This is a genomic window from Bradyrhizobium lablabi, from assembly GCF_001440475.1.
Taxonomy (GTDB): Bacteria; Pseudomonadota; Alphaproteobacteria; order Rhizobiales; family Xanthobacteraceae; genus Bradyrhizobium; species Bradyrhizobium lablabi.
This window is the reverse complement of the sequence record NZ_LLYB01000125.1, coordinates 109688-133320: the sequence shown is the minus strand read 5'-3', so window position 1 is coordinate 133320 and position 23633 is coordinate 109688. Positions and strand designations below refer to the sequence as shown.

General features: G+C 63.4%; 23 protein-coding genes and 2 pseudogenes. 11 read left to right on the top strand and 14 right to left on the bottom strand.

Going from position 1 to position 23633, the window contains the following annotated elements:
* Positions 1 to 78: 78 nt before the first annotated feature.
* The 5 genes from CQ14_RS36085 to CQ14_RS36065 form a co-directional block, all read right to left on the bottom strand.
* Complete coding sequence (locus tag CQ14_RS36085; RefSeq protein WP_057862495.1) at positions 79 to 1047, bottom strand: NAD(P)H-dependent flavin oxidoreductase; 969 nt, start codon at positions 1045 to 1047, stop codon at positions 79 to 81.
* A 216-nt stretch (positions 1048 to 1263) separates the two neighbouring features.
* Entirely contained in the window at positions 1264 to 1779 is a 516-nt protein-coding gene (locus tag CQ14_RS36080; protein ID WP_245320785.1) for a hypothetical protein, read from the bottom strand.
* Between the two features lie 112 nt (positions 1780 to 1891).
* On the bottom strand, positions 1892 to 2473 hold the full coding sequence (locus CQ14_RS36075) for a YqaA family protein (RefSeq protein ID WP_057862607.1): 582 nt from the start codon (positions 2471 to 2473) through the stop codon (positions 1892 to 1894).
* A gap of 63 nt (positions 2474 to 2536) precedes the next feature.
* Positions 2537 to 2962, bottom strand: a complete 426-nt coding sequence (gene hisE, locus CQ14_RS36070) for a phosphoribosyl-ATP diphosphatase (RefSeq protein WP_057862493.1) — start codon at positions 2960 to 2962, stop codon at positions 2537 to 2539.
* A 123-nt stretch (positions 2963 to 3085) separates the two neighbouring features.
* The gene (locus tag CQ14_RS36065) at positions 3086 to 3469 is read right to left on the bottom strand and encodes a hypothetical protein (RefSeq protein WP_057862492.1); all 384 of its coding nucleotides are present in this window, start codon (positions 3467 to 3469) and stop codon (positions 3086 to 3088) included.
* Positions 3470 to 3615: 146 nt separating this feature from the next.
* Here CQ14_RS36065 and CQ14_RS47305 point away from each other — a divergent pair.
* The 7 genes and pseudogenes from CQ14_RS47305 to CQ14_RS36035 form a co-directional block, all read left to right on the top strand.
* Positions 3616 to 4269 (top strand): annotated as a pseudogene (locus CQ14_RS47305) (ABC transporter substrate-binding protein); the annotation flags it as partial.
* Position 4270: 1 nt separating this feature from the next.
* Positions 4271 to 4778, top strand: a 508-nt coding sequence (locus CQ14_RS47300) for an ABC transporter substrate-binding protein (RefSeq protein WP_245320782.1), incomplete at its 5' end; no start/stop codon positions are given.
* A gap of 300 nt (positions 4779 to 5078) precedes the next feature.
* Positions 5079 to 6842, top strand: coding sequence for a glucan ABC transporter ATP-binding protein/ permease (locus CQ14_RS36055; RefSeq protein WP_057862491.1), 1764 nt, complete (start codon positions 5079 to 5081; stop codon positions 6840 to 6842).
* Positions 6843 to 7083: 241 nt separating this feature from the next.
* Complete coding sequence (locus CQ14_RS36050; protein ID WP_057862490.1) at positions 7084 to 8520, top strand: D-alanyl-D-alanine carboxypeptidase family protein; 1437 nt, start codon at positions 7084 to 7086, stop codon at positions 8518 to 8520.
* Positions 8521 to 8795: 275 nt separating this feature from the next.
* Positions 8796 to 10478, top strand: a complete 1683-nt coding sequence (locus CQ14_RS36045) for a long-chain fatty acid--CoA ligase (protein WP_057862489.1) — start codon at positions 8796 to 8798, stop codon at positions 10476 to 10478.
* A 22-nt stretch (positions 10479 to 10500) separates the two neighbouring features.
* Entirely contained in the window at positions 10501 to 11052 is a 552-nt protein-coding gene (locus CQ14_RS36040; protein WP_057862488.1) for a DUF924 family protein, read from the top strand.
* Between the two features lie 107 nt (positions 11053 to 11159).
* Positions 11160 to 11645 carry a peroxiredoxin gene (locus tag CQ14_RS36035; RefSeq protein ID WP_057854710.1) on the top strand — a complete coding sequence of 162 codons (486 nt, stop codon included), beginning with the start codon at positions 11160 to 11162 and terminating at the stop codon, positions 11643 to 11645.
* A 198-nt stretch (positions 11646 to 11843) separates the two neighbouring features.
* On the opposite strand, the gene rnhA is transcribed toward CQ14_RS36035, so the two are convergent.
* Genes rnhA through ispH form a run of 3 tightly spaced genes read right to left on the bottom strand, consistent with a single transcriptional unit; the run spans position 11844 to position 14256 of the window.
* Positions 11844 to 12308, bottom strand: coding sequence for a ribonuclease HI (gene rnhA / locus CQ14_RS36030; protein ID WP_057862487.1), 465 nt, complete (start codon positions 12306 to 12308; stop codon positions 11844 to 11846).
* Positions 12305 to 13285 (bottom strand): homoserine kinase, encoded by a 981-nt coding sequence (locus CQ14_RS36025; protein WP_057862486.1) that lies wholly within the window; start codon positions 13283 to 13285, stop codon positions 12305 to 12307. Before CQ14_RS36025 ends, rnhA begins: the two co-directional genes overlap by 4 nt.
* An 8-nt stretch (positions 13286 to 13293) precedes the next feature.
* Positions 13294 to 14256 (bottom strand): 4-hydroxy-3-methylbut-2-enyl diphosphate reductase, encoded by a 963-nt coding sequence (gene ispH / locus CQ14_RS36020; RefSeq protein WP_057862485.1) that lies wholly within the window; start codon positions 14254 to 14256, stop codon positions 13294 to 13296.
* 219 nt (positions 14257 to 14475) lie between these two features.
* Here ispH and CQ14_RS36015 point away from each other — a divergent pair, with 219 nt between their 5' ends.
* The gene (locus CQ14_RS36015) at positions 14476 to 15177 is read left to right on the top strand and encodes a DUF1013 domain-containing protein (RefSeq protein WP_057862484.1); all 702 of its coding nucleotides are present in this window, start codon (positions 14476 to 14478) and stop codon (positions 15175 to 15177) included.
* A 69-nt stretch (positions 15178 to 15246) separates the two neighbouring features.
* Here CQ14_RS36015 and CQ14_RS48495 read toward each other — a convergent pair.
* From CQ14_RS48495 to CQ14_RS35990, 5 genes and pseudogenes are all read right to left on the bottom strand, one after another.
* Positions 15247 to 15889, bottom strand: a pseudogene (locus CQ14_RS48495) (response regulator); the annotation flags it as partial.
* A gap of 54 nt (positions 15890 to 15943) precedes the next feature.
* Positions 15944 to 17729, bottom strand: a 1786-nt coding sequence (locus tag CQ14_RS48490) for an MASE1 domain-containing protein (protein ID WP_430650244.1), incomplete at its 3' end; no start/stop codon positions are given.
* 216 nt (positions 17730 to 17945) lie between these two features.
* Positions 17946 to 18152 (bottom strand): DUF6494 family protein, encoded by a 207-nt coding sequence (locus CQ14_RS36000; RefSeq protein WP_057862481.1) that lies wholly within the window; start codon positions 18150 to 18152, stop codon positions 17946 to 17948.
* A 12-nt stretch (positions 18153 to 18164) separates the two neighbouring features.
* Positions 18165 to 18434 (bottom strand): hypothetical protein, encoded by a 270-nt coding sequence (locus tag CQ14_RS35995; RefSeq protein WP_057862606.1) that lies wholly within the window; start codon positions 18432 to 18434, stop codon positions 18165 to 18167.
* Positions 18435 to 18569: 135 nt separating this feature from the next.
* Positions 18570 to 20480, bottom strand: a complete 1911-nt coding sequence (locus CQ14_RS35990) for a propionyl-CoA synthetase (protein WP_057862480.1) — start codon at positions 20478 to 20480, stop codon at positions 18570 to 18572.
* Between the two features lie 262 nt (positions 20481 to 20742).
* Between CQ14_RS35990 and CQ14_RS45025 the strand changes: the two genes are divergently transcribed.
* Together CQ14_RS45025 and CQ14_RS35985 are read left to right on the top strand one after the other, a co-directional pair.
* Positions 20743 to 20904 carry a hypothetical protein gene (locus tag CQ14_RS45025; RefSeq protein WP_199805705.1) on the top strand — a complete coding sequence of 54 codons (162 nt, stop codon included), beginning with the start codon at positions 20743 to 20745 and terminating at the stop codon, positions 20902 to 20904.
* A gap of 112 nt (positions 20905 to 21016) precedes the next feature.
* Positions 21017 to 21748, top strand: a complete 732-nt coding sequence (locus CQ14_RS35985; protein ID WP_156435794.1) for a hypothetical protein — start codon at positions 21017 to 21019, stop codon at positions 21746 to 21748.
* A 65-nt stretch (positions 21749 to 21813) separates the two neighbouring features.
* Here the strand turns inward: CQ14_RS35985 and CQ14_RS35980 are convergent, their stop codons facing one another.
* Positions 21814 to 22578 carry a tetratricopeptide repeat protein gene (locus tag CQ14_RS35980; protein ID WP_057862478.1) on the bottom strand — a complete coding sequence of 255 codons (765 nt, stop codon included), beginning with the start codon at positions 22576 to 22578 and terminating at the stop codon, positions 21814 to 21816.
* Between the two features lie 209 nt (positions 22579 to 22787).
* On the opposite strand from CQ14_RS35980, the gene CQ14_RS35975 reads away from it, so the two are divergent.
* Positions 22788 to 23558, top strand: coding sequence for a hypothetical protein (locus CQ14_RS35975; protein WP_057862477.1), 771 nt, complete (start codon positions 22788 to 22790; stop codon positions 23556 to 23558).
* Positions 23559 to 23633: the final 75 nt, after the last annotated feature.

The following is a 23633-nucleotide window of genomic DNA, read 5'->3' as shown; positions in this document are numbered from 1 at the left end:
CACGCTATCGCCAAAGCCTGTAACTCCAAGGCCGGCTTCGGCCGCCCTCTCCCCGCAAGGGAGAGGGCGCTAAATTATTCAGAGCGCGGGATCGACCGCCTCGTCATATTCCTTCTTGAAGCGCGCGATCAGTTCGGCCGCCGGCACCACCTTGCCGATGCCGCCGATGCCCTGGCCCGAGCCCCAGATCTCCTTCCATGCCTTCGGCTTGGTTCGTTCGCCGGAGGCGTCGGTGCCGAAGCTCATCTTGGAGGCATCGGAGGTCGGCAGTTCGTCGGGATTGAGGCCGGCCTTGACGATCGACGGCTTGAGGTAATTGCCGTGCACGCCGGTGAACAGGTTCGAATAGACGATGTCTTCCGCCGACGAGGACGTGATCATTTCCTTGTAGGCCTCGACCGCGTTGGCTTCCTGGGTCGCGATGAAGGCCGAGCCGATATAGGCGAAGTCGGCGCCGAGAATGCGCGCCGCACGGATGGCGCGGCCATTGGCGATCGCACCCGACAGCGCGATCGGTCCGTCGAACCAGGAACGCGTCTCCTCGACGAAGGCGAGCGGCGAGATCGTGCCGGCATGGCCGCCGGCGCCAGCCGCGACCAGGACAAGGCCGTCGGCGCCCTTCTCGACCGCCTTGTGTGCGAATTTCTGGTTGATCACGTCGTGGAAGACGATGCCGCCCCAATTGTGCGCCGCCTGGTTGAGATCCTCGCGCGCGCCGAGCGAGGTGATCAGCATCGGCACCTTGTACTTCTCACACATCGCAAGGTCGTGATCGAGGCGGTTGTTGGATTTGTGAACGATCTGGTTCACCGCGAATGGCGCCGAAGGCCGCTCCGGATGCGCCTTGTCGTGAGCCGCGAGTTCTTCGGTGATCCGCGCCAGCCACTCGTCGAGCAGCGAAGCGGGGCGAGCATTCAGCGCCGGAAACGATCCGACCACGCCGGCCTTGCACTGGGCGATCACGAGATCGGGCACGGAGATGATGAACAGCGGCGACCCGATCACGGGTATTGACAGGCGGCCCTTGAACAGCGCGGGCATGGACATACGAAGCGATCCTTCAGGTTCATTCGAGCGGGTGAGGCATCGCCGTAGAGATGCCGGGCATCATACCAACAAGGCAATCTTTCCAGTGTCAAGTATTGCGTTTTAGCGCTGCCGCGTTGAGTTTTCCGCAACCCGGCCTTCCCGCGCTAACGTCTTGTTTGCTCACGATCTTCTCTCCGCGCATCATGAGCCGAGCGGGGTTTTCGGAATCGTATGCTACTGGCACAGCGCCCGCGTCACGTAATTTTCGGTCTTGCAGTCGCCGGCCTGACGCTTGTAGCCCGGCAGGTACACTTTCGGCGAGCATTTCTCGGCCGCATCGGTGTCGAGGCTCTTGCCTTCCTTGTAGCCCTTGCTCTGGCACAGCCGGTCGGCGCCGGCCTTGCAGTCCGGCGCGCCGTTGGCCGCCACCAGGCAGGCCGCCCGCCCGCTCACCATGATCGAGGGCCTGGCGAGGTTCGACAGGCTGTCGCCGGCGCCTTTGCCGCCCGCGTTCGGATCGTCGGTGGGCTCGCCCGGGCTCTTCAGCGGCGGCAGCAGCAATTTGGATTTCTCGAACAGTTTTCCGATTTCGTTGATCAGCCCGGGGTTTTCGTCGCGCGGTGGCGAAGCCGGCTCGAGCTGCTGCGGCTCGGGCCGGGCCGGCACGGACTGCTGAGCTGGCGACTGCAGGCCGAGCGAGGGCTGCGGGGCGCCCTGCGGCCAGCCGGCTTCGGGAGCGATCGCCAGCATGGGTGCAACGAGACCCGCAGTCGCACATTGCATTCGGAGCAGCTTGATCAAACGGCCGATTGAACCGGGCATGGGACCGAACCTAGCCTGAAGCCGGGATACCGGCAAAGCGCTAGACCAGCTTGAACGCGATGTAGAAGCCGAGCACCAGGACGACAGCGCCGATGGCCACCCACGTGCCGAGGCGCTTTTCCAGCTCGGCCCGGATCACGTCGCCATAGCGGTTGAGCAGGACTGCGACCACGAAGAACCGCCCGCCCCGCGCCACGATCGAGCACAGGATGAACAGCCAGATGTTGTAGCCGGCAAATCCCGAGGTGATGGTCACGAGCTTGTAAGGGATCGGCGTCAACCCCTTCAGCAGGATGATCACTGCGCCCCATTCGGCATAGGACGCGCGGAAGGTCTCGACCTTGTCGCTGAGGCCGTAGACGGTGATCAGCCAGTGCCCGACCGAGTCGTAGAGCAGCGCGCCGATGGCGTATCCGAGCACGCCGCCGGTAACGGATGCGATCGTGCAGATGGTCGCAAACCACCACGCCTTCTTCGGCTGCGCCAGCGACATCGGCAGCAGCATGATATCGGGCGGGATCGGAAAGAACGAGCTTTCCGCGAAAGCGACCGCCGCCATGATCCAGAGCGCATAGGGCTTGTCGGCGGCGTCGATGCACCAGTCGTAGGTCCGTTTCAGCATGCGCGCATCAACCACCATGGAGCGGATTTGTCCATGCCGGAAAAGCTCGGAATTTGAGGGGATTTAGTGGCGCTTGCGCAAAGAACGGCCATCCAGCGCGACAATTCGCCGCCTGGCCGCCGGGACTGCCGTCGCCTTGGGCGGCGACTTGGCCGGAGCCATCTTCGACGCCTTGACGGGCTTCGGCAGCTTTTCGGCGATACCGAGCAGGTCCTCGCGTCGCTCCATCTCGCGCCAGACGTCAGCGGGCCTCACGCCGGCCGATGCCCAGAGAACGGTGAGGTTGTAGAGCAGGTCGGCGCTCTCCCGGATCACCGCGTCGGTCTTGCCGTTGACGGCGTCGATCACGACTTCGATGGCTTCCTCGGCGAGCTTCTTGGCCATCTTGGAGGGGCCGCGCTGAAACAGCCGGGCCGTGCGCGACGTTGCCGGATCGAGATCTCTGGCTGCGATAACAGCCTGATAAAGCCGTTCGAGCGAATCACTCATCCTTCGAACCTAATCCAATACCGTGCCCGGCGTGTTAACGGCCGGGCCTGCAACCATAAAAAAATCCACCGGCCGCCCGGCCGGTGGATTCATCTTTAACGGTCGCGATTTTAGCGGTCCCGTTCACCAGCCGTTATAATAGGGGCTACCGTAGTAGGCCGGGCCGGGCGCGTAATAGGGGCGCCCGTAATAGCCCGGACCGCCATAATAGCCGTGGTCATAGTAGTAGTCGCGGCGGTTCTGGGTGGCCGCGATCGCCAGGCCCGTGCCGACGATGCCGGCAAAAGCCGCCGCTGCCGCGGCACCACCGCCACCGCGATAATACCTGCGGCGTGCGCTGATGTCGGTCGCGTCGCTGGTCCCGGTCGAGGCCGTGACGCCCTTGCTCGATGGCGCCGAGCCGGCGAACGTCGTGGTCGGCGCGACTGCCGTCAACGCCACCGCTACAACCGTCGCTACCGCGCCGGCGCGGCCGATCGATGAAAACACACCATTTCGCGCAAACATCTCAACGTCCTCCGTGGGAGCTAGGCCTGACAGGCCCTCGATAGCTAACCACTGGCGCGATACTAAGTTCCCCAACCCGAACGGCGGCTGAACGATCTCAGGCAAAATCGTGGCAGTCATCGACCATTCAGGTTAGATGCTGCACAATGCTTCGCCCAAGGGCGATTCATGCCGTGAGCGACGTCATCAAACAGACATCGCCGGCGCGGCAACTTGTCCCACCTCGTGCTGATGTAACCTCGATGCGTGCGATCAGGACCAACGCCATCCGCTCTTCTCTGAGCGTTCTCCTGGCTTACTTTGCCGGCCTCTGCGCCGTCGTGGGGTTTGCGCCAACCAGCGCCCGCGCCGCGGACGAACCCCGGCCTCCGCTCCAGATCCAGTTCTCGCTCGATCGGCCGATCGATGCCGCGGCGGCGGCGTTCGTGATGGCGGCCAATGGCGGCCTGTTCAGCGCCGAGGCACTTGCGGTCACGACCAACATCGCCAGCGGATCGTCGGATGCGATTGCGCGCGTCGCGGCAGGCACCAGCGATTTTGCGATGGTCGACATCAACGCATTGATGCGGTTTCGCGACAAGGACAAGCAGAACGGCCCCAGGATCAAGGCGGTGTTCGTGCTGTTCAACAAGGCGCCCTATGCAATTATCGCCCGCAAGAGCCGCGGCGTCCGCATGCTGTCGGATATCGAAGGCAAGACCCTCGGCGTCGCCGAGGGCGACCTGTCGGTCCGGTTGTGGCCCGCGGTGGCGCAACAGAACGGCATCAAGCTCAAGCACGTAAAACAGAGCAGCATCAGCNGGAGCCGATGCTGTCGGCGGGCCAGATCGACGCCGTGACCGGTTTCTCTTATCTCTCGGCGATCAATCTGCGGGACCGCGGCGTGCCGGCCGACGATCTGGCGGTACTGAAGTTCGCCGACTATGGCTGCGAGGCCTATGGCTTCGCCATCATCGTCAATCCGGCGCTGGCGGCCGCCAAGCCCGAGGCGGTGAAAGGCTTCGTGCGGGCGGTGATCGGCGGCCTGAATCTCACGGTCAAGGACCCCGCGGCCGCCGCGGCCGAGGTCGCCAACCGCATGGACGGCGGCTCGAAAGACCTCGAACTCGAACGCCTGCAAGCCATCCTGCGCGACAACATCCTGACCAGCGAAGTGAAACGCAACGGCATCGGCGCCATCGATCCGGCGCGCTTCGAACGCTCGATCGATCAGGTCGGGGAAGATTTCAAGTTTCAGAAGCGGCCGCAGGCATCGGACATTTTCGACGACCAGTTTTTGCCGCCGCTGAATGGGCGGCTGATTAATTGAGCGAGCACTCTTACCTCTGCCATCGCCCGGGGCTTACCCCTCTCCCAACCCTCCCCCGCAAGGGGGGAGGGAGTCTGATCAGCGTGCTCACCTCACTTCGGGCCACGATTGCTGCTGAACCTCGTTAGCGTTTGTGAGAGAGGCACCGGTGGTTGGGTTCCCTCCCCCCTTGCGGGGGAGGGTTAGGGAGAGGGGTGCCGCTTGCTCAACTGCCCGACGTATGCGCCTGCCTCACTAGTCGCCCTCGGCGATCCCAGTTAACAATGGGCAACTGATTTTCGCCTCGCGAGTTTTCCACGAATGTCCATGCTGCGCCTTTACACCCGCGTCCTCGAGCTGCTCGGCAAGGAGGCGCGGCTTGGTTGGATTCTCGCCGTCGCCAATCTTCTGCTGGCCGGCGCGCAATTCGCCGAGCCGGTGCTGTTCGGCAAGATCGTCGACGTGCTCTCCGGCAAGCCGCAGACCGGGCCGCTCGCCACGAATTCGGCATGGCCGCTGCTGGCGGCGTGGGTGGCGTTCGGCCTGTTCACCATCGCGTGCAGCGCGCTGGTCGCGCTCCATGCCGACAAGCTGGCGCACCGCCAGCGCCAGGCGGTGCTGACCGATTATTTCGAACACATCATGCAACTGCCGCTGACCTTCCACACCGGCACCCATTCCGGGCGGCTGATGAAGGTGATGCTGAACGGCACCGACGCGTTGTGGCGGCTCTGGCTCGGATTCTTCCGCGAGCATTTTGCAGCGATCCTGTCGCTGGTGGTGCTGCTGCCGCTCGCGCTCTACATCAACTGGCGGCTGGCGATCCTGCTGTTCGTGCTCTGCGTGGTGTTCACGGTGCTGACCACGATGGTGGTGCGCAAGACCTACGGCATGCAGAGCGAGGTCGAGGCGCAGTACAGCGATCTCTCCGCGCGCGCGTCGGACGCGCTCGGCAACGTCGCACTGGTGCAGAGCTTCGTGCGGATCGATGCCGAAGTGCAGGGCCTGCGCTTCGTCGCCGACAAGCTGCTCGCCGCGCAGATGCCGGTGCTGGGCTGGTGGGCGCTGGTCACCGTCATCACCCGCGCCTCCACCACCATCACCGTGCTCGCGATCTTTACCGTCGGCATCTACCTGCACGCGCAGGGACAGACGACGGTCGGCGAGATCGTGATGTTCGTGAGCTTCGCGACCATGCTGATCCAGAAGCTCGAACAGGTGGTGAGCTTCATCAACAGCGTGTTCATGGAGGCGCCACGCCTGCAGGAATTCTTCGACGTGCTGGACGCGGTGCCGGCGGTGCGCGACCGGCCCGGCGCGGTCGATACCGGGCGGCTTTCCGGCCTCATCGAGTTCCACGACGTCTCGTTTTCCTATGACGGCAAGCGGCCCGCGGTCGAAGACGTTTCGTTCACCGCCCTGCCCGGCCAGACCATCGCGCTGGTCGGCTCGACCGGCGCCGGCAAATCGACCGCGATCGCGCTCTTGCACCGCGCCTTCGATCCGCAATCCGGCATCATCAAGATCGACGGCATGGATATCCGCGCCCTGAAGCTGACCGCGCTGCGGCGAAACATCGGCGTGGTGTTCCAGGAGGCGCTGCTGTTCAACCGCTCGATCGCAGACAATCTGCTCGTCGGCAAGCCCGATGCGACCGAGGAGGAAATGCGCCTCGCCGCAACCCGCGCGCAGGCCCTCGACTTCATCGAGCGCAGCGAGAAGAAGTTCGACACCCATGCCGGCGAACGCGGCCGCATGCTGTCCGGCGGCGAGCGCCAGCGCCTGTCGATCGCCCGCGCGCTCTTGAAGGACCCGCCGATCCTGATCCTGGACGAGGCCACCAGCGCGCTCGACGCCGTGACCGAGGCCAAGGTCAACGCCGCCCTCGACGAGGTGATGAAGGGCCGTACCACCTTCGTGATCGCGCACCGGCTTTCGACCATCCGCAACGCCACCAGGATCCTGATGTTCGACAATGGCCGGGTGATCGAAAGCGGAACTTTCGATGAACTGGTGGCCAGGGGCGGACGTTTTGCGGAACTCGCAAAGGCCCAGTTCATGGTGCAGGAGAGCGCGCGCGCCTGAATCGAGGTGAAACAAGACCTAGGTGAACCGAGAGCCTGGGTGAGCACCGTCACCGTCAGATACCGCCGAATTTGCCATGATTTCGTCCACGATTTAATGGCCCGGCCCCTGTTCTGAGTCCGCAAGCCGGTATAGGTTTGCATCGCCGCAAAGCAACGGCGCCGGACACGCTTGAAACCCGAACGCTAGATCTCAAGGACCTCCTTTTCGAAGGCGGGTCTCAAAGGACCGGAACGGAAAAGTGCATTTTCTTCGCCCGCTGCTTCGCAGCCCGTCGCTCACCTGGATTCTCGTCGCGGCAGCCCTCGCCGTCGTGATGCCGCGCGCCGTGCACGCCGAAGCGGTGCTGGTCGTCGAAGCCGATACCGGCAAGGTGCTGCAGGCCGACAACGCGACGATGCCCTGGTATCCGGCTTCCGTCACCAAGATCATGACCGCCTACGTCACGCTGAAGGCGGTGAAGGAAGGACGCCTCTCGCTCGACACGCTGCTCACGGTGTCGCCGGTCGCCGCGTCGCAGTCGCCGTCCAAGATGGGCTTTCCTCCGGGCACCCAGGTCACCGTCGACAACGCGCTGAAGATGATGATGGTGAAGTCGGCCAACGACATGGCCGTGGTGCTCGCCGAGGGCGTCGGCGGATCGGTCGACGGTTTCTCCGGCATGATGAACCAGGCCGCCCAAAGGCTCGGCATGACGCAGACGAGCTACGTCAATCCGAACGGCCTGCCGGCAGACGGACAGGTCACCTCGGCGCGCGATCTCGCGATGCTGGCGCGCGCCGTCATCCGCGACCTGCCGGAATACGAATATTTCATGCACATCCCCTCGATCCGTTATGGCCGCAGGGTGACGCAGAATTTCAACAAGCTGATCGGACGCTATCCCGGCGCCGACGGATTCAAGACCGGCTTCATCTGCGCTTCGGGCTACAACCTGGTCGCCTCCGCGACGCGTAACGGCAAGCGGCTGATCGCCGTCGTGCTCGGCTCCTCGTCCGGACAGCAGCGGGCGGTGCGTGCGGCGCAATTGCTGGAGCGCGGCTTCGGCGGTGGGCTGGGCTGGCTGAAGCCCGCGCTCGGCACCGTCGACAATCTGGTTCCGGTCGATGCGACGCCGCCGAACCTGCGCGAGGAGATGTGCGGCGGCAAGCGCAAGCGTCCGGCGACCGACGAGGATGCGGACGTCCTCGCCGCCAACGGCAACGCCTCGGCCGGCGAGAGCGCGGTGACGTTCTTCACCGCGGGACTGCAGCCGCCGACCGGCAAGCCGTCGGACTTGCTGGCTGCCGCGGCGGAACCGTCTGAGCCGATTCCGGTCTATACCGGCCCGACCAAGACTGGCGCCGCCTTGATCGCGGTCGTTGCGGCGGAGGCCGAGAAGCAGGCGTCGTCGGCCAAGCGCGGCAAGAAATCGAAGATCGCGGCAAAGAAGCCTGGCGCTGCGGCGCCAAAGGCTGAAGCCAGCGCGAAGCCGGCCGCCAAGCCTGCTGCAGTCAGGCATGCGAGCGCCACGCGGGATGCTGCCGCCAAGCCGGCCGCCTCGGCCGAGAGAAAGCCGGCGGCTGCCGACAAAAAGCCAGCCGCCAAACCGGCCGCCGCCGCGGACAAGCCCGCGCCGAAGCCGGCCAAGCCCAATGCCGCCGCTAAACCCAAGGGCGAAAACAAGCCGGCTGGTTAACGGGGCCGCAGGGCCACGCAATTAGGCAGTTTTACTGCCGTTCAGCCGAACTATTCCAGCTCGCTGCAATGCGTCGATAGCGCGCAGCCGCTTGCCATCGGCGGCGGCATTCACAATACTGACCAAAACAAGGCGCGCCCGGCCAAGAAACAGGGAGCCATAGCGTTTTTCGAGCGAAGTCTAAGTACCGGTTCGCACGAAGAAGACGCGTCAAAACAAAAATTAGGGCACGATCTGATGCAATCAGAGCGGGCTCGAAACCAGAGGGGAATACCATGGAGCGGATCTGGCTCAAGCAATATCCGGCCGGCGTGCCAGCCGATATCGACGTCAACCAGTACTCGTCGCTCGTTGAGCTGTTGGAAGAGAGCTTCAAGAAGTTCGCCGACCGCAAGGCGTTCATCTGCATGGACAAGTCGATCAGCTACCGCGACCTCGACGAGATGTCCGCCGCGCTGGGCGCCTACCTGCAGAGCAAGGGCCTGCAAAAAGGCGCCCGCGTCGCGCTGATGATGCCGAACGTGCTGCAATACCCGGTCTCGACCGCCGCCGTGCTGCGCGCCGGCTATGCTGTCGTGAACGTCAATCCGCTCTACACCCCGCGCGAGCTCGAGCATCAGCTCAAGGATTCCGGTGCCGAAGCGATCGTCGTGCTGGAGAACTTCGCCACCACGGTGCAGCAGGTGGTCGCGAGGACGTCCGTCAAGCACGTGATCGTCGGCAGCATGGGTGACCTGCTCGGGTTCAAGGGCGTGATCGTCAACCTGGTCGTGCGCAAGGTGAAGAAGATGGTGCCGGCCTGGTCGATCCCGGGCGCGGTCTCCTTCAACGAGGCGCTCTCTGCCGGCCGCAGCCTGAAGCTCAGCAAGCCGCAGCTCACCCGCGACGACGTCGCCTTCCTGCAATATACCGGCGGCACCACCGGCGTCTCCAAGGGCGCGACGCTGCTGCACAGGAACATCCTCGCCAACGTGCTGCAGAACGACGCCTGGCTGCAGCCGGCGCTGAAGAAGCCGCCGCAGGTCGAGCAGCTCTTCATCGTCTGCGCGCTGCCGCTCTATCACATCTTCGCGCTGACAGCGTGCTTCCTGCTGGCGATGCGCGCCGGCGGCGTCAACCTCCTGATCCCGAACCCGCGCGACATGCCGGGCTTCATCAAGGAGCTGCAGAAATACCAGGTCAACAGCTTCCCGGCGGTCAACACGCTCTACAACGGCCTGCTGAACACGCCTGGCTTCGACAAGCTCGACTTCTCCAAGCTGAAGACCTCGTTCGGCGGTGGCATGGCGACGCAAAAACCGGTCGCCGAGAAATGGCTCAAGGTCACCGGCTGCGCGCTGTCGGAAGGCTATGGCCTGTCCGAGACCTCGCCGACGCTGACCTGCAACCCCGCCGACACCGACCAGTTCTCCGGCTCGATCGGCATCCCGGTGCCCTCGACCTATCTCTCGATCCGCGACGACGAGGGCAAGGAAGTGCCGCTCGGCGAAGCCGGCGAAATCTGCGCCAAGGGCCCGCAGGTGATGGCCGGCTACTGGAACCGGCCGGAAGAGACCGCCAATGTGATGACCGCGGACGGCTTCTTCCGCACCGGCGACATCGGCGTGATGGACGAGCGGGGCTACACCAAGATCGTCGACCGCAAGAAGGACATGATCCTGGTCTCGGGCTTCAACGTCTACCCAAACGAGATCGAGGAAGTGATCGCGAGCCATCCGGGCGTGCTGGAATGCGCCGTGATCGGCGTTGCGGATTCGAAGTCCGGCGAGGCGGTGAAGGCCTTCATCGTCAAGAAGGACCAGAACCTCTCGGCCGAAGACGTCATCAAGTTCTGCACCACGCAGCTCACCGCCTACAAGGTGCCCAAGCAGATCGAGTTCAGGACCGACCTGCCGAAGACCAATGTCGGCAAGATCCTGCGCCGCGAACTGCGCGACGAGAAGAAGGCCGCGGCCTGACGAGGGCCCGCGGACCTCTGACATGACCGAGACAAGCGTTGCGCCGGCCGACATCCTAGCCTTCTGGCGCGACGCCGGCCCCGATCGCTGGTACAAGCGCGACGACGCGTTCGATGCGGAAGTGCGCCGGCGTTATCTCAGTCTGTGGCAGAAGGCAGCTGCGGGCGAATTATCGTCATGGGAAACGAGCGATGACGGCGCGCTGGCGCTTGTCATCGTGCTCGACCAATTTCCCCGCAACATGTTCCGCGACGATGCCAGGACCTATGCCAGCGACGCCCAGGCGCGCGAGGCGGCGCATCGCGCCATCGCGCGCGGTGTCGACGCGCGGATCGATCCTCTCTTACGCGAATTCCTCTATCTACCCTTCAACCATTCGGAGCACCTCTCCGACCAGCTCCGCTGCATCGAGCTGACGCGCGCGGCTGGGAATGCCGAAAGCCTGAAATGGGCCGAGCACCACGCCGACATCATCCGGCGCTTCGGGCGCTTCCCTCATCGCAACCGCCTGTTGGGCCGCACGACCACCCCCGAGGAGCAGGCCTTTCTGGACGAAGGCGGATTTGCGCCCTGATGACGCAAGCGTGAACGAGCTTGGCCGTTGCCGTTTCGAGCGCCGCGAATATTGTGCCGGCCAGCCGCAAGGGTTACAAAACAGCCCTCATTGAGGGAGAATTGACGATGACGATCCAAGTTGGCGACAAGCTGCCGGAAGCCAAGTTTCGCGTGATGACCGCGGAAGGCCCGCAGGTCAAAACCACCGACGATATTTTCAAGGGCAAGAAGGTGGCGCTGTTCGCGGTGCCCGGCGCCTATACCGGCACCTGCCACAAGATGCACCTGCCGAGCATCTTCCTCAACGCCTATGCCATCAAGGACAAGGGCGTAAACACCATTGCCATCGTCTCCGTCAACGACGCCTTCGTCATGAACGCCTGGAAGCGCGACACCGACCAGCGCGACGAAGCCGTGTTCCTCGCCGACGGCAATGCTGACTTCACCAAGGCGATCGGCATGGAGCTCGACGCCTCCGGCAACGGCCTCGGCATCCGCTCCAAGCGCTATTCGATGCTGGTGGACGACGGCGTGGTCAAGAAGCTCAACCTCGAGCCGGCCCCCGGCAAGGTCGAGGTGTCCGGCGGCGATACGCTGCTGGGGCAGCTCTGAGCTAAGCGTCCGCGCAGAACACTCTTCNCCTTCTCCCCTTGTGGGAGAAGGTGGCGCGAAGCGCCGGATGAGGGGTTCTATCCGCGGACGCAGACGTTTCAGACGAGGGACGCATACCCGCGGAGAGAACCCCTCACCCGTCTCAATCGCGCTTTTGCGCGATTGATCCACCCTCTCCCACAAGAGGAGAGGGAAGAGCTACTTCCCCACCGTCTGTTTCAGCCTCGCCATCGCAACACCGTCGCGGGCCAACTGATCGGCACGCTCGTTTTCGGCGTGGCCGGCGTGGCCCTTGATCCAGTGCCAACGGACCTGGTGCGGCTTCAGCGCGGCGTCGAGGCGCTGCCATAGTTCGACATTCTTGACCGGCTTCTTGTCCGCGGTGCGCCAGCCGTTCTTCTTCCAGCCGTGGATCCAGCCGGTAATGCCCTGGCGCACATATTGGCTGTCGGTGGTGAGATCGACCACGCACGGCTTCTTCAGCGCTTCCAGCGCCGAGATCGCCGCCATCAACTCCATGCGGTTGTTGGTGGTGTGCGGCTCGCCGCCCTTCAGTTCCTTCTCCTTGTCGCCGAACCGCAGGATGGCGCCCCAGCCACCTGGACCGGGATTACCCGAACAGGCGCCGTCGGTGAAAACGGTGACGTGAGGCAATTCGCTCAAGCGACGTATCCCGGCTGGGTCAGGCCATAGTCGCGCACGCTCGCGACATTCTGGTGGAAGCGCAGCTTGCGGACGTATTCCAGCGGGTCTTTCGGCTTCACCAATGCGCCCGGCGGCACGTTGAGAAAGTCAACGAGGCGCGTCAGCAAAAAGCGCAGTGCCGCGCCGCGCGCCAGCAGCGGCAGCGCTTCCTGTTCGGCCTCGGACAATTGCCGCTCGCGGCCGTAGGAATTGAGCAACGCGCGGGCCTTGGTGACGTTGAAGGAATGATCCGCCTCGAAGCACCACGCGTTCAGGCAGATCGCGACGTCGTAGGCCAAAATGTCGTTGCAGGAGAACGGGAAGTCGATCAGGCCCGACAGCTTGTCGCCGAGGAAGAAGACGTTGTCCGGAAACAGGTCGGCATGGATGACGCCGAGCGACAAATCCTTCGGCCAGCACGCCTCGAGGTGATCGAGTTCGCGGGCGATGAAGTCCTGCAAGCCCGGTGCGACGCTGTCGGCGCGCGGGGCGGCAAGATCGAACAGCGGCCGCCAGCCCTCGACCGACAGCGGATTTTTCCGGAACAGCGGAAAGTCGTGGCCAGCTAGATGCATTTTCGCCAGCGCCTCGCCGACGCCGGTGCAATGCGCAGCGTTCGGCCGCCGCGGCCACATGCCTTCGAGGAAGTTGATGATCGCCGCGGGACGGCCGGCCAGTTCGCTGTAGACCTCGCCCTTGCGGTTTCGGGCCGGCTGCGGGCAGCGCACGCCGCGCTCGGCCAGATGCGCCATCAACGACAGGAAATACGGCAGATCGTCCACCGCCACGCGCTTTTCATAGAGCGTGAGGATGAAGGCGCCCTGGCTGGTGTGCATCAGGAAGTTGGAATTCTCGACGCCCTCGGCGATGCCCTTGTAGGAGAGCAATTCGCCGATGTCATAGCCCTTCAGGAAATCCGCGAGATCTTCGGCGGCGACGTCGGTGTAAACCGCCATGAGAAGCCTCAGGCGGCGTCGGGTCGCAGCGAGCGCGGCAGCGGGAAGAACTCGTTCTCTTCCGCGGCCGAAACCGTCTCCACATGCAGTTCATAACGCTCGGCGAAGGCGCCCATGATCTCCTCGACGATCACTTCCGGCGCGGAGGCGCCTGCGGTGATGCCGAGGCTCTTGATGCCCTCGAAGCGCGACCAGTCGAGATCCGAGGCGCGCTGCGCCAGCACCGAGACAGGGCACCCCTCGCGCTCGGCGACTTCGCGTAAGCGCTGCGAGTTCGACGAGTTCGGCGCGCCGACCACGATCAGCGCATCGACCACCGGCGCCACCTTCTTCACCGCGAGCTGGCGGTTGGTGGTGGCGTAGCAGATGTCTTCCTTGTGCGGCCCGTTGATGTTCGGAAAACGCTCCTTCAGCAGGGCGACGATCTCGGCGGTATCATCGATCGACAGCGTCGTCTGCGTCACGAAGGCGAGGTTATCCGGATCCTTCGGCGTGAAGGTCTTGGCATCGTCGGCGGTCTCGATCAGCGTCACCGCGCCCGGCGGCAACTGGCCGAGGGTGCCAACCACCTCGGGGTGGTGGGAATGCCCGATCAAGAGGATTTCGCGGCCGCGCTTGAAATGGATCGCAGCCTCGCGGTGCACCTTGGTGACCAGCGGGCAGGTCGCATCCAGCGAGAAGAAATTGCGGGCCCTTGCGTCAGCCGGGACCGATTTGGGAACCCCGTGGGCCGAGAACACCACCGGTGCGTTGGTATTGTCGGGGATTTCGGCCAGTTCCTCGACGAAAATCGCGCCCTTGGTCTTCAGGCTGTCGACCACGTAGCGGTTATGCACGATTTCGTGACGGACATACACGGGGGCGCCGTAGATGGTGAGGGCCCGTTCGACGGTATCGATGGCCCGCACCACCCCGGCGCAGAAGCCACGGGGGGAACAAAGCACGATTTTGAGGTCTGGTTTCGCTGGCATGGGGCTATCTCGGGGACCGAATCACCCCTAGCCGGCGGGCTGGGAACGGCCAATTCGCATAAGGACTTGGGACTGCTTTCGCCCTCTGTCAAGGCACTTTAGCAGACCATTGCGCCAAAGGGGCTGGAAGGCGTATATAGCGCCCTAATTCCCGTCATCCCCGATGACCATAGGCTTCGCCTCCAAAAAGAGGTGGGCGAGGCACAAAGGAGATTTGCCATGAGCAATGCACCGCTGATGCCCAAGGCGACGGCCGTGTGGCTGGTCGATAATACGGCGCTGACCTTCGACCAGGTGGCCGATTTCACCAAGATGCACCCGCTCGAAGTCCGCGCCATCGCCGACGGCGATGCCGCCCAGGGCATCAAGGGCATGGACCCGATTTCGACCGGCCAATTGACCCGGGACGAGATCGAAAGGGGCGAAAAGGACCCGAATTACCGCCTCAAGCTCGGCGAGAGCAAGGTAGTGCTGCCACCGGCCGCCAAGAAAAAGGGCCCGCGCTACACCCCGGTATCCCGCCGCCACGAGCGCCCGAGCGCGATCCTCTGGCTGGTCCGCAACCACCCCGAATTGAAGGACGCGCAGATCATGCGCCTGGTCGGCACCACCAAGACGACCATTGCCTCGGTCCGCGACCGCACCCACTGGAATGCCTCGACGCTGACCCCGATGGACCCGGTGACGCTCGGCCTGTGCTCGCAGATCGAGCTCGATTTCGAGGTGCAGCGCGCGGCCAAGGAAAAGCCGGTGCCCGCGGCCTATGGCGGCGCCACCCTGCTCCCGGCCTCCGAGACCACGAAGAAGGAGCCGGAATTCGAGCCGAGCGAAAGGAAAGAGGACGACCTCAACCTCGACGCCGTGTTCGCCAAGCTGAAGACGATCGGCGGCAAGAAGCAGCAGGACGACGACGAGCAGTAAGGTTATCAGCTGCGGCTGATACCGAACGCGGCGGGGCAACCTGCCGCGTTTTTTGTTTTGAGGGCACGATCATCGCGCGGTCGGGTTGGCCGGACCGGCGGCAGCCTGTTCACGCGAGAGCCGCGCAATGTGCTGCAGAAGCTCGTCGGTCAGGAACGGCTTGAGCAGGACCGAAATGCCCTGCGCGACAATCGGCTCCACGATTTCCGAGCGGATGTCTCCGGTCATGACGATGGCCGGGACGCCACGGCCGAGAGCCGCCCGCAAGTCAGCGATTGTCGTCACGCCGTTTGTCGAGCCCTGAAGATTGTAGTCGCATAACAGCAAGTCGGGACGGATTTCCCGACGGCGGACACGCGCCAGTGCGTCGTCTGCCGTTCCGACCACGACCGCCTCTATGCCGCGCGCGTTCAGCAGGCGGCTGATCGACGCGCGCACGCTCGCCTCGTCCTCGACGACAAGAATGGTGCCGCGGAAGTCGCCCTTCTCATATCGCGGCTTCTGCGCCCGCTCGCGCCTCTCGCCGTTCCCATCGCCGCGCGGAACCTCGATCGTAATGACGGTGCCCTTGCCAGGCGTGGAGTGCGCACCGATCGGATGATCCAGCATCTCCCCCAGACGCCTGACGATCGCCAGACCCAACCCGAGGCCGCCGCGTCCTGCTTCGGGCGAGCCCTGATAGTATTCCTGAAAGATGTGCGGGAGCTGATCCNTGCCTGATGCCAATGCCGCTGTCCCAGACTTCGATCCGGACCTTGTCGCCCANCCCGCCGGCAACCCAGCAGAATCGTTCCCCGATCGGTGTATCGCAGCGCGTTCGAAAGCAAATTTCGTATCATCGTCTCCAGCATGCGCTTGTCGCTGCGGACCAGGAGTCCCGAACGCACCATGCGCCACCGCAAGCCTCTGTCGATGATGGCACCGGAGAAGTCGGCCGCCAGGGAATCAAATATCTCCTTGATCGCGAAGTCGCTCTTCGACGGACGAAGACTTCCTGCCTCGAGACGATTCACATCAAGCAGGCTCGACAGAATGCTGGACATGGTGTCGAGAGATCGTGCCATCCCGTCGACAAGCTCGCGGCCCTCGCCGCCTGTGAGGTGCAGTCCAAGCGCCCCTTGCAGAAATCTCAGCGTTTGCAGCGGCTGTCGCAAATCATGGCTGGCAGCCGACAGGAAGCTGGATTTCGCCCGGTCCGCCAATGCGGCTGATTTCCAGGCACGGGAAATCTCTCCCTCGAACCGCTTCCGCTCGGTGATGTCGGTCATCAGGCCACCGATGCGTATCGGCTTCCCGGCCGAGTCAACGCGCGTGATGGCAACCTGCTCCAGCCACACTTCGCCGCGCCCGTCCGGCCGCATGAAGCGGAACGTCATCGAGTGCGACGGGTCGTCCGGACGGACCGCGCCCAAGCGAGCCGTGACAAACGGATAATCATCAGGATGGACGTATTTTATCCAGTGCGCACTGTTGATAAATTGTTGTGGCGCAAGACCGAGAACTTCAGCGGCATTCCGGCTTACCTCGATCAGACCGGCCTGGAGATCCCAGTCGAAGGTGATCACACCGCCGGCGCGAAGCGCCTCCTCAAGCCGCCGCTCCCGTTCGAGAATTGCAGTTTCGTGTTGCCGTCGCTCGCTGAACAGCGCCGCAAGAACCAGCGCGCCGAACGACGCCGCCAGAATGGTGGCCTGGGCGGACAGGATACGTTCCTCGATCGGCGACCGCGGGTCGCCGAACAGACCGACTGCGAATATCGTCGTCCACACGATCGTGATCGCACACAGGAACGTTGCGATCGCTGTAAAGGCCGGACGAACGCGGGCAGCGATCCACACGAACAGCGGAGCGAGCGCGGCAATCGCCAGTTCGAAGGTCCACGGCGTGTTGGGGAGAACGACCAGGAGCACACACAGGGTGACCACGATCGCAAGCGCGAAAATCCCCTCCGCAATTTCGCGCTTCGGCGGTGCGTTACGCAGGAACGATGCAAGGCCGATCACAAGGGGCGCAACGGTAATGGTACCCACCGTCTCGGAGACGAGCCAGTGACGCCACACGGCCACAGGCGATGCAGTCGGGGCATGAAAGAACACGAACCCGAGCATGCCGATCAAACCATCGATCATGGCGGCAACGATCGTGGCGGCGAATAATCCAAGGACGCGAGGCAGCTCATCGAGTTCGAATGGCGCACCGCAAAATCTCTGGATCAGCCCTGAGACGATGAGGGGGCCGCTGGCATTCGCCATCGCGAAAAACGTGGTGCTGGCAAGATTGCGATCGCCAAGCAGATTGGCCGCGTAGGTGGCAGCGACCACCGCGATGACGACCGGCCACCGCACCGCCGGGCCGAACGCCACCAAAATTCCGGTGGCTACGCCGGCCGCCGGCCAGAACACGGCGACGCCATCGCACTTTTCGAGCAGAGCGAGGCTGAGGCGCGCGGCAAGAAAAAAGACGATCGCAACGAGAAGCGAAACAATCCACGGCGACCACGCCGCGGACGATGGCGCTGGAGGTGCGTTAGTTGTAGCCGCCTCCAAGCTCATCGGACACATCCGCTTGGCTACGCAACTTGGCTAAATCCAGACCGCCCGCGTCACTGCGTCGGCCGATTGCAGGAATGAAAGAACTCGCCCACTCAGTATTTAATGCCAAAATTAGCCTGACAAGTGGCATTCGTGCGATTCATGCGTGCGTTCAGCTACCTCAGGAGCAAAGCTTCGCCCCTCATGCTCCCATATGAACGGCAAGATTGTACCTGTCTACCCCAGCTCAATCTCGTCGTCGATCTCGTGGGAGAGGCTGATACTGCCGATCGTCAAAACCATCTTCGCCGGCAGCTTCTCGTGACCCTTGAGCTTGCCGGCCTCAAGCGCATCGCGCACGGCCTTTTCGATCTCGCGTTGCGAGGTGACGCCGACTTGCTTCAGAAACTTGCGCAGGCTGGCGTTGAAGACGTCTTCGTTCATGAGGACCTCCTGTTACGGCCGGACCGGGTTATTCAGCATCTGCTCGGCCATATTGCGCTGCGCGCGGTCGGCGCGGGCGTTGGCATTGCCGCGTTGCACATCGCGGTTCTTGCGGCAGTTGACGTAATCGTTCGAGCCGACCGCGACGTTGTTGGCGCGGCAAAATGCGTCGTCGTCCGCACTGGTATCGACCATGGTCGGCTGGCCGCGCTCCAGGCAGCCGGCCAGCAAGGGGGCGATGAGCAGGAGTGCGATGACGTGTTTTGCGAGTCCAAACTGCATGCGGGGCTCCCGTTCTTCCATCTCGTCATTGCCGGGCTTGAGCCGGCAATCCATCGAAATAATGGCAGCCTGCTTTGACGATGATGGATGCCCGGGTCAAGCCCCGCAATGTCGAGCGCGGCTGTTCCCGGAACCCTACACCCTGCCCTTCAGCGCGTCGCCGATCTCATCCAGCACCTTCGGGTCCTCGATCGTCGCCGGCATGGCCCAGCTTTCGCCGTCGGCGATCTTCTTGATGGTGCCGCGCAGGATCTTTCCGGAGCGCGTCTTCGGCAGCCGCCCGACGGTGATCGCGAGCTTGAACGCCGCGACGGGGCCGAGCTTGTCGCGGACCAGCGCCACGATCTCCTTTTCGATGTCCGCAGGCGCGCGCGTGACACCGGCCTTCAGCACCAGGAAGCCGCAGGGCACCTCGCCCTTGATCGCGTCCTTGATCCCCAGCACCGCGCATTCGGCGACATCGGGATGGGACGCCAGAATTTCCTCCATGCCACCGGTGGAGAGCCTGTGGCCGGCGACATTGATGATGTCGTCGGTGCGTCCCATCACCCAGACATAGCCGTCCTCGTCCTTGTAGCCGGCATCAGAGGTTTTGTAGTAGCCGGGAAACTCCGTGAGATAGGCCTCCTTGAAGCGCGCGTCCTGCTGCCACAGCGTCGGTAGGCAGGCCGGCGGCATCGGCAGCTTGATCACGATCGAGCCCATGGTGCCCGCGGGCACGGGCTTGGACGCCTCGTCGACCACGTCGACCTGATAGCCCGGCATCGGCACCGTCGGCGAGCCGTGCTTGACCGGCAGCATGCCGAGCCCCACCGGATTGCCGGCAATGCACCAGCCGGTTTCGGTCTGCCACCAGTGATCGATCACCGGCACCTTCAATTGCGCTTCCGCCCACTCCACCGTCGGTGGATCGGCGCGTTCGCCGGCCAGAAACAGCGTGCGGAATTTCGACAGATCGTATTTGCGGATGAATGCGCCGTCCGGGTCCTCCTTGCGGATGGCCCGGAATGCGGTCGGCGCGGTGAACAGGGCCACCGCCTTGTGCTCGGAAATGACGCGCCAGAACGCGCCGGCATCCGGCGTGCCGACCGGCTTGCCCTCATACATGATCGAGGTCGCGCCATGGATCAGCGGGCCGTAGACGATGTAGCTGTGGCCAACCACCCAGCCGATGTCGGAGCCGCACCACCAGACCTCGCCCGGCTTGACGCCGTAGAGATTGAACATCGACCATTTGAGCGCGACCAGATGCCCGCCATTGTCGCGCACGACGCCCTTCGGAATGCCCGTGGTTCCTGATGTGTAGAGGATATAGAGCGGATCGGTAGCGAGCACCGGCACGCAAGCCGCAGTCTTTCCGGCATCGAGCGCGGCGCGGCGCAGCGTTGCCCAATCGTGATCGCGGCCGGCCACAAGTTCGCAAACCTGCTGCGGCCGCCGCAGGATGACGCAGGCCTGCGGCTTTGCGCTTGAGAGCCTGATCGCCTCGTCGAGCAGCGGCTTGTACTGCACGATGCGGCCGGGCTCGATGCCACAGCTTGCCGAGAAGATCAGTTTCGGCTTGGCGTCGTCGATCCGGCTCGCGAGCTCCTTTGCCGCGAAGCCCCCGAACACCACGCTGTGCACCGCGCCGATCCGCGCGCAGGCCAGCATCGCAAACACGGCTTCTGGAACCAGCGGCATATAGAGGATGACGCGGTCGCCCTTGGCGACGCCGAAGTCCTGCATGATGGCGGCGAGCGTTTGCACCTCCTTCAGCATCTCGGCATAAGTGAATTTCGAGATCGAGTTGGTGAGCGGCGAATCGTGGATCAGCGCCACCTGATCGGCGCGCCCGCCCGCCACATGGCGGTCAAGCGCATTGTAGCAGGTATTGACTACCGCGCCGGCGAACCAGCGGCCATAGGCGTCCATCGAGGGATCGAAGATCTTCCTGGCCGGCTCGATCCAGCCGATCTCGCGCGCGGCCTCGGCCCAGAATGCTTCCGGGTCTGCCAGCGAGCGGGCGTGGACTTCGTGATAGCGGCTGTTGTTTTGAATGCTCATGGCGTCGCTTCCCGTGCAATTATGACCGGCTACCGGTTCTTCTGCCCGTTCCGGGATGCCTACCTTAATCTGGATCAAAAAAGAAAGACCGGATTTTCTGCGCGGTTGAGCCTCGCCCGCCGATCGGCCCGCATGGCTGCGATTGCCAAAAACTTAACGATGAAGTGAGCGATTTTGCCACATGCCGCAAAAGCCGCCCCGGCGCAGGCACCTATCGGCGGTATAATTTGGCTTCATCTACGAGCAATTCACAGGACTCCCCATGCCGCAGTCCCGCTTCCTGATCGAAGCATTCGACCTCGAGCGATGGTGTCCCATTCTACAGGCGATGTTTTCTGTCGGCGATCCGGCAGCGGTTCGCGCAATTCTGGCTGGAGCGGCCGACGACCCTAAGCTGGAAAAAGACTTACATTCTGGACGATGAAGAGCTTGCAGCCATCGTTGCAACATTCAATGTGAGCTTCGATGCGGCGCAATTGGATTCCAAGGATCTGGAGATCAGCCTGTGCCGATGGCGATGGCGATCCTCCGATCGGATGCCATACCTGAGCCACACCCGGTACGAATTGCCGCTGCTGCTGGAGGGCCGCAAGAAACTGGCCCGCATGTCGGATGCGTATCCGCCGATGAAATTCGAGGGCGAGGACCGGTTTGACCATTGGGTCGCCAAGGGCGTGCTCCACCGAGAGGAGGTCAACGAACCGTTCGATAAGCCGGTTCAGACGTCCCACGGTCAGATCTACCTTGGACACCGGACTGTCTACTACACGCCGAAGGGCGAAGAATGGCGCATTCCGGCGAGCAGACTAATCTGGGATGCCTCAGGCAAGTCCGGCGGATGGAACGAACACTTCGAACGGCTCGAAGGCATGCTGTTCGGCTATGAGGATTGGCAGAACGACTGGTGGATCAAGAGAGGAATAACAGGTGGCGGCTTTGGCGGCCTGTCGTGTTGCTGCACGATGACCGCGGCCGGGCTGACATGGATCGAAGCGGCTGGCTTCCGTGCATTGCCGCCCATCGATCGTCCGACGCTGACCATCAGGATGCACGACTGGGAGAACGAGGCCGATCAATACGCTGCGATGTTCGGAGATCCCGATAGCGTTGCTGTCGGGCGCTTCAACATGCTTGGCCGTGACTTCATGAACTTCTGGAAATCGCAGTGCGGGGGTCCGTGGGAGCTGCCGGCCGGGTCGATCGCCGAGTTCAACCGCTTCCTGCGAGGATCCGTCGAGATTGTCGCTCGGCGCGACGGCGCCGTATGATCAAGCCAAAATAGCTTGGCCGTTCGGCCGAAACCTACTGCCGGGGATGAAACACCGTCTTTTCGTCAGTAGCCATCGATCCCGTTGATCTGCTGCAGGCGCTCCTTCATCGCCTTCTGCAGGTCGTAGCCGGGTCGGCCGAAGGAGGCGTTGCGACGGGCGATGAATTCTTCCTGTTCGCGCCGCAGCTTGCGGGCCTGGCTTGGGGTCTTGTCTTCGCGGGTCGCCCGGACATACGACACATGAACCTCCCGCTCGAGATCGGCGAGTTCGGGATTGGCGCAGATGGCCTTTTCCACCTTGCGGCGCGCGGTCGCGCAATCGAAGCTCGGCTTGCCGGCGATCGCCTTGAGCGCGCCGAGTCGTTCCAGCTCCTGCGCCAGGGATCGGTGGTTCGCTCTGGCGGCGACGTGGTCCGGGTTCAGTTTGATCGCCGCGGCAAAATCGGCCACTGCCTTCGGCAGGTCGCCCTTCTTGCGCCAGAGTTCGCCGCGCGCGTTATGGATGTCGGCCTGCGCCGGATCGAGCCGCAACACGCCGTCATAATCGGCGATGGCGCGATCGGTCATGCCCTTGCGCTCATAGGCGGCGCCCCGCGCGATCAGCGCCTTGATGCGATCGGCCTTCTCGGTCTTCGCGTTGTCGATCAGCGCGCCGCAAGCCGTTTCCGTCTTCTCGTGGTCGCGCGCAAGCGCGGCGGCAAGGCAGGGCGCGGGATCGACGCGCAAATCCTTCGCCGGTTCGACAGTGGTCGCCGATACGCCCTGCGCAAACGCGATCCATAGCAGGGAAGCCGCAACCAACTTGCGGATGTCGGAACAGAGACGCATCAATTGACCCGGGAAGTCTTGTGAGATGCGTGATCCTAGCAAGCCGCCCGCTTTTTCGACAACGGGCGCGTGCGCGTATCCGTTTTCGGACGGGGACAGATTTGGGCCGAAACGTGACGCGCGAAAAAACGACCGCCTACACGCGAACGGCTATTTTTGGTCAGAAAATTTGTCGTGAACCTTTTGCTGGTCTCGCAGACTCATCAACCATGACCACTTTGACCGACTTCAATCCGCCGCGCGCCGTCGCACAGTCCCAATCTGGTTATTTCTACTTCTACATGGCGCTGGCCTGCATGGCCGTCGCCTTTCTCGGCTTTGCGCCGACCTATTGGTTGCCGCTGGCGAAGCGGTCGTTTTCGGCCTCGCCGGTCGTGCATTTTCACGGCCTGCTGTTCTTTGGCTGGTCGCTTTACTTCGTATTCCAGAGCTGGCTTGCGGCTTCCGGCAACGTTGCCCGGCATCGCACCATCGGCATGATCGGCGTCTCGCTGGCGACCGCGATGACGATCTTCGGCTTCCTGGTCGCGGTCAACGCGATGAAACGCTCCGCGGCGGCCGGAATGACCGAGGACGGAATCGCATTCGCGATTGTCCCGCTCAGCGGAATTCTGTTCTTCGCCGTGGTATTCACGCTCGCCATCGCGGCCATCCGCAAGCCTGAAACCCACAAGCGGCTGATGCTGCTGGCCGGCATCTCGCTGCTCGACGCCGCGGTCGCCCGCTGGTTTCTCACTTTCCTGGCGCCTCCCGGGCCGCTCGGCCCGCCCCCGGTGCCGGTGACCATTCCGCCCGCCATCATCGCCTATCTGCTGCTGGTGGTCGCGATGGTGTTCGATTGGCGCACGCGCGGCCGGCCGCATCCGGTCTATGTCTATGGCGGCCTTGCGCTGATCGCCGTGAAATTCCTGAACTGGCCGATCAGCGTCTCACCGGCCTGGCATTCCTTTGCCGGCGGCATCCTGGCGATGGCGCAGTAGCCAACGGGAAGAATACCTTCTTGCCGGTTAGTGCTAGATTGATGGCGACATCGATCTCTCGACCGGCAGGGAATC

Bases quoted from the DNA above. Each gene is read 5' to 3' on its own strand.
- CQ14_RS36035 (WP_057854710.1), top strand. From the start codon at position 11,160: ATGACGATCCAAGTTGGCGACAAGCTGCCGGAAGCCAAGTTTCGCGTG.
- CQ14_RS45025 (WP_199805705.1), top strand. From the start codon at position 20,743: ATGCCGCAGTCCCGCTTCCTGATCGAAGCATTCGACCTCGAGCGATGG.
- CQ14_RS35985 (WP_156435794.1), top strand. From the start codon at position 21,017: ATGCCATACCTGAGCCACACCCGGTACGAATTGCCGCTGCTGCTGGAG.
- CQ14_RS35995 (WP_057862606.1), bottom strand. From the start codon at position 18,434: ATGCAGTTTGGACTCGCAAAACACGTCATCGCACTCCTGCTCATCGCC.
- ispH (WP_057862485.1), bottom strand. From the start codon at position 14,256: ATGCCAGCGAAACCAGACCTCAAAATCGTGCTTTGTTCCCCCCGTGGC.
- CQ14_RS36025 (WP_057862486.1), bottom strand. From the start codon at position 13,285: ATGGCGGTTTACACCGACGTCGCCGCCGAAGATCTCGCGGATTTCCTG.
- CQ14_RS36045 (WP_057862489.1), top strand. From the start codon at position 8,796: ATGGAGCGGATCTGGCTCAAGCAATATCCGGCCGGCGTGCCAGCCGAT.
- CQ14_RS35990 (WP_057862480.1), bottom strand. From the start codon at position 20,480: ATGAGCATTCAAAACAACAGCCGCTATCACGAAGTCCACGCCCGCTCG.
- CQ14_RS35975 (WP_057862477.1), top strand. From the start codon at position 22,788: ATGACCACTTTGACCGACTTCAATCCGCCGCGCGCCGTCGCACAGTCC.
- hisE (WP_057862493.1), bottom strand. From the start codon at position 2,962: ATGAGTGATTCGCTCGAACGGCTTTATCAGGCTGTTATCGCAGCCAGA.
- CQ14_RS36015 (WP_057862484.1), top strand. From the start codon at position 14,476: ATGAGCAATGCACCGCTGATGCCCAAGGCGACGGCCGTGTGGCTGGTC.
- CQ14_RS35980 (WP_057862478.1), bottom strand. From the start codon at position 22,578: ATGCGTCTCTGTTCCGACATCCGCAAGTTGGTTGCGGCTTCCCTGCTA.
- CQ14_RS36000 (WP_057862481.1), bottom strand. From the start codon at position 18,152: ATGAACGAAGACGTCTTCAACGCCAGCCTGCGCAAGTTTCTGAAGCAA.
- CQ14_RS36055 (WP_057862491.1), top strand. From the start codon at position 5,079: ATGTCCATGCTGCGCCTTTACACCCGCGTCCTCGAGCTGCTCGGCAAG.
- CQ14_RS36080 (WP_245320785.1), bottom strand. From the start codon at position 1,779: ATGCTGGCGATCGCTCCCGAAGCCGGCTGGCCGCAGGGCGCCCCGCAG.
- CQ14_RS36065 (WP_057862492.1), bottom strand. From the start codon at position 3,469: ATGTTTGCGCGAAATGGTGTGTTTTCATCGATCGGCCGCGCCGGCGCG.
- CQ14_RS36085 (WP_057862495.1), bottom strand. From the start codon at position 1,047: ATGTCCATGCCCGCGCTGTTCAAGGGCCGCCTGTCAATACCCGTGATC.
- CQ14_RS36040 (WP_057862488.1), top strand. From the start codon at position 10,501: ATGACCGAGACAAGCGTTGCGCCGGCCGACATCCTAGCCTTCTGGCGC.
- CQ14_RS36075 (WP_057862607.1), bottom strand. From the start codon at position 2,473: ATGCTGAAACGGACCTACGACTGGTGCATCGACGCCGCCGACAAGCCC.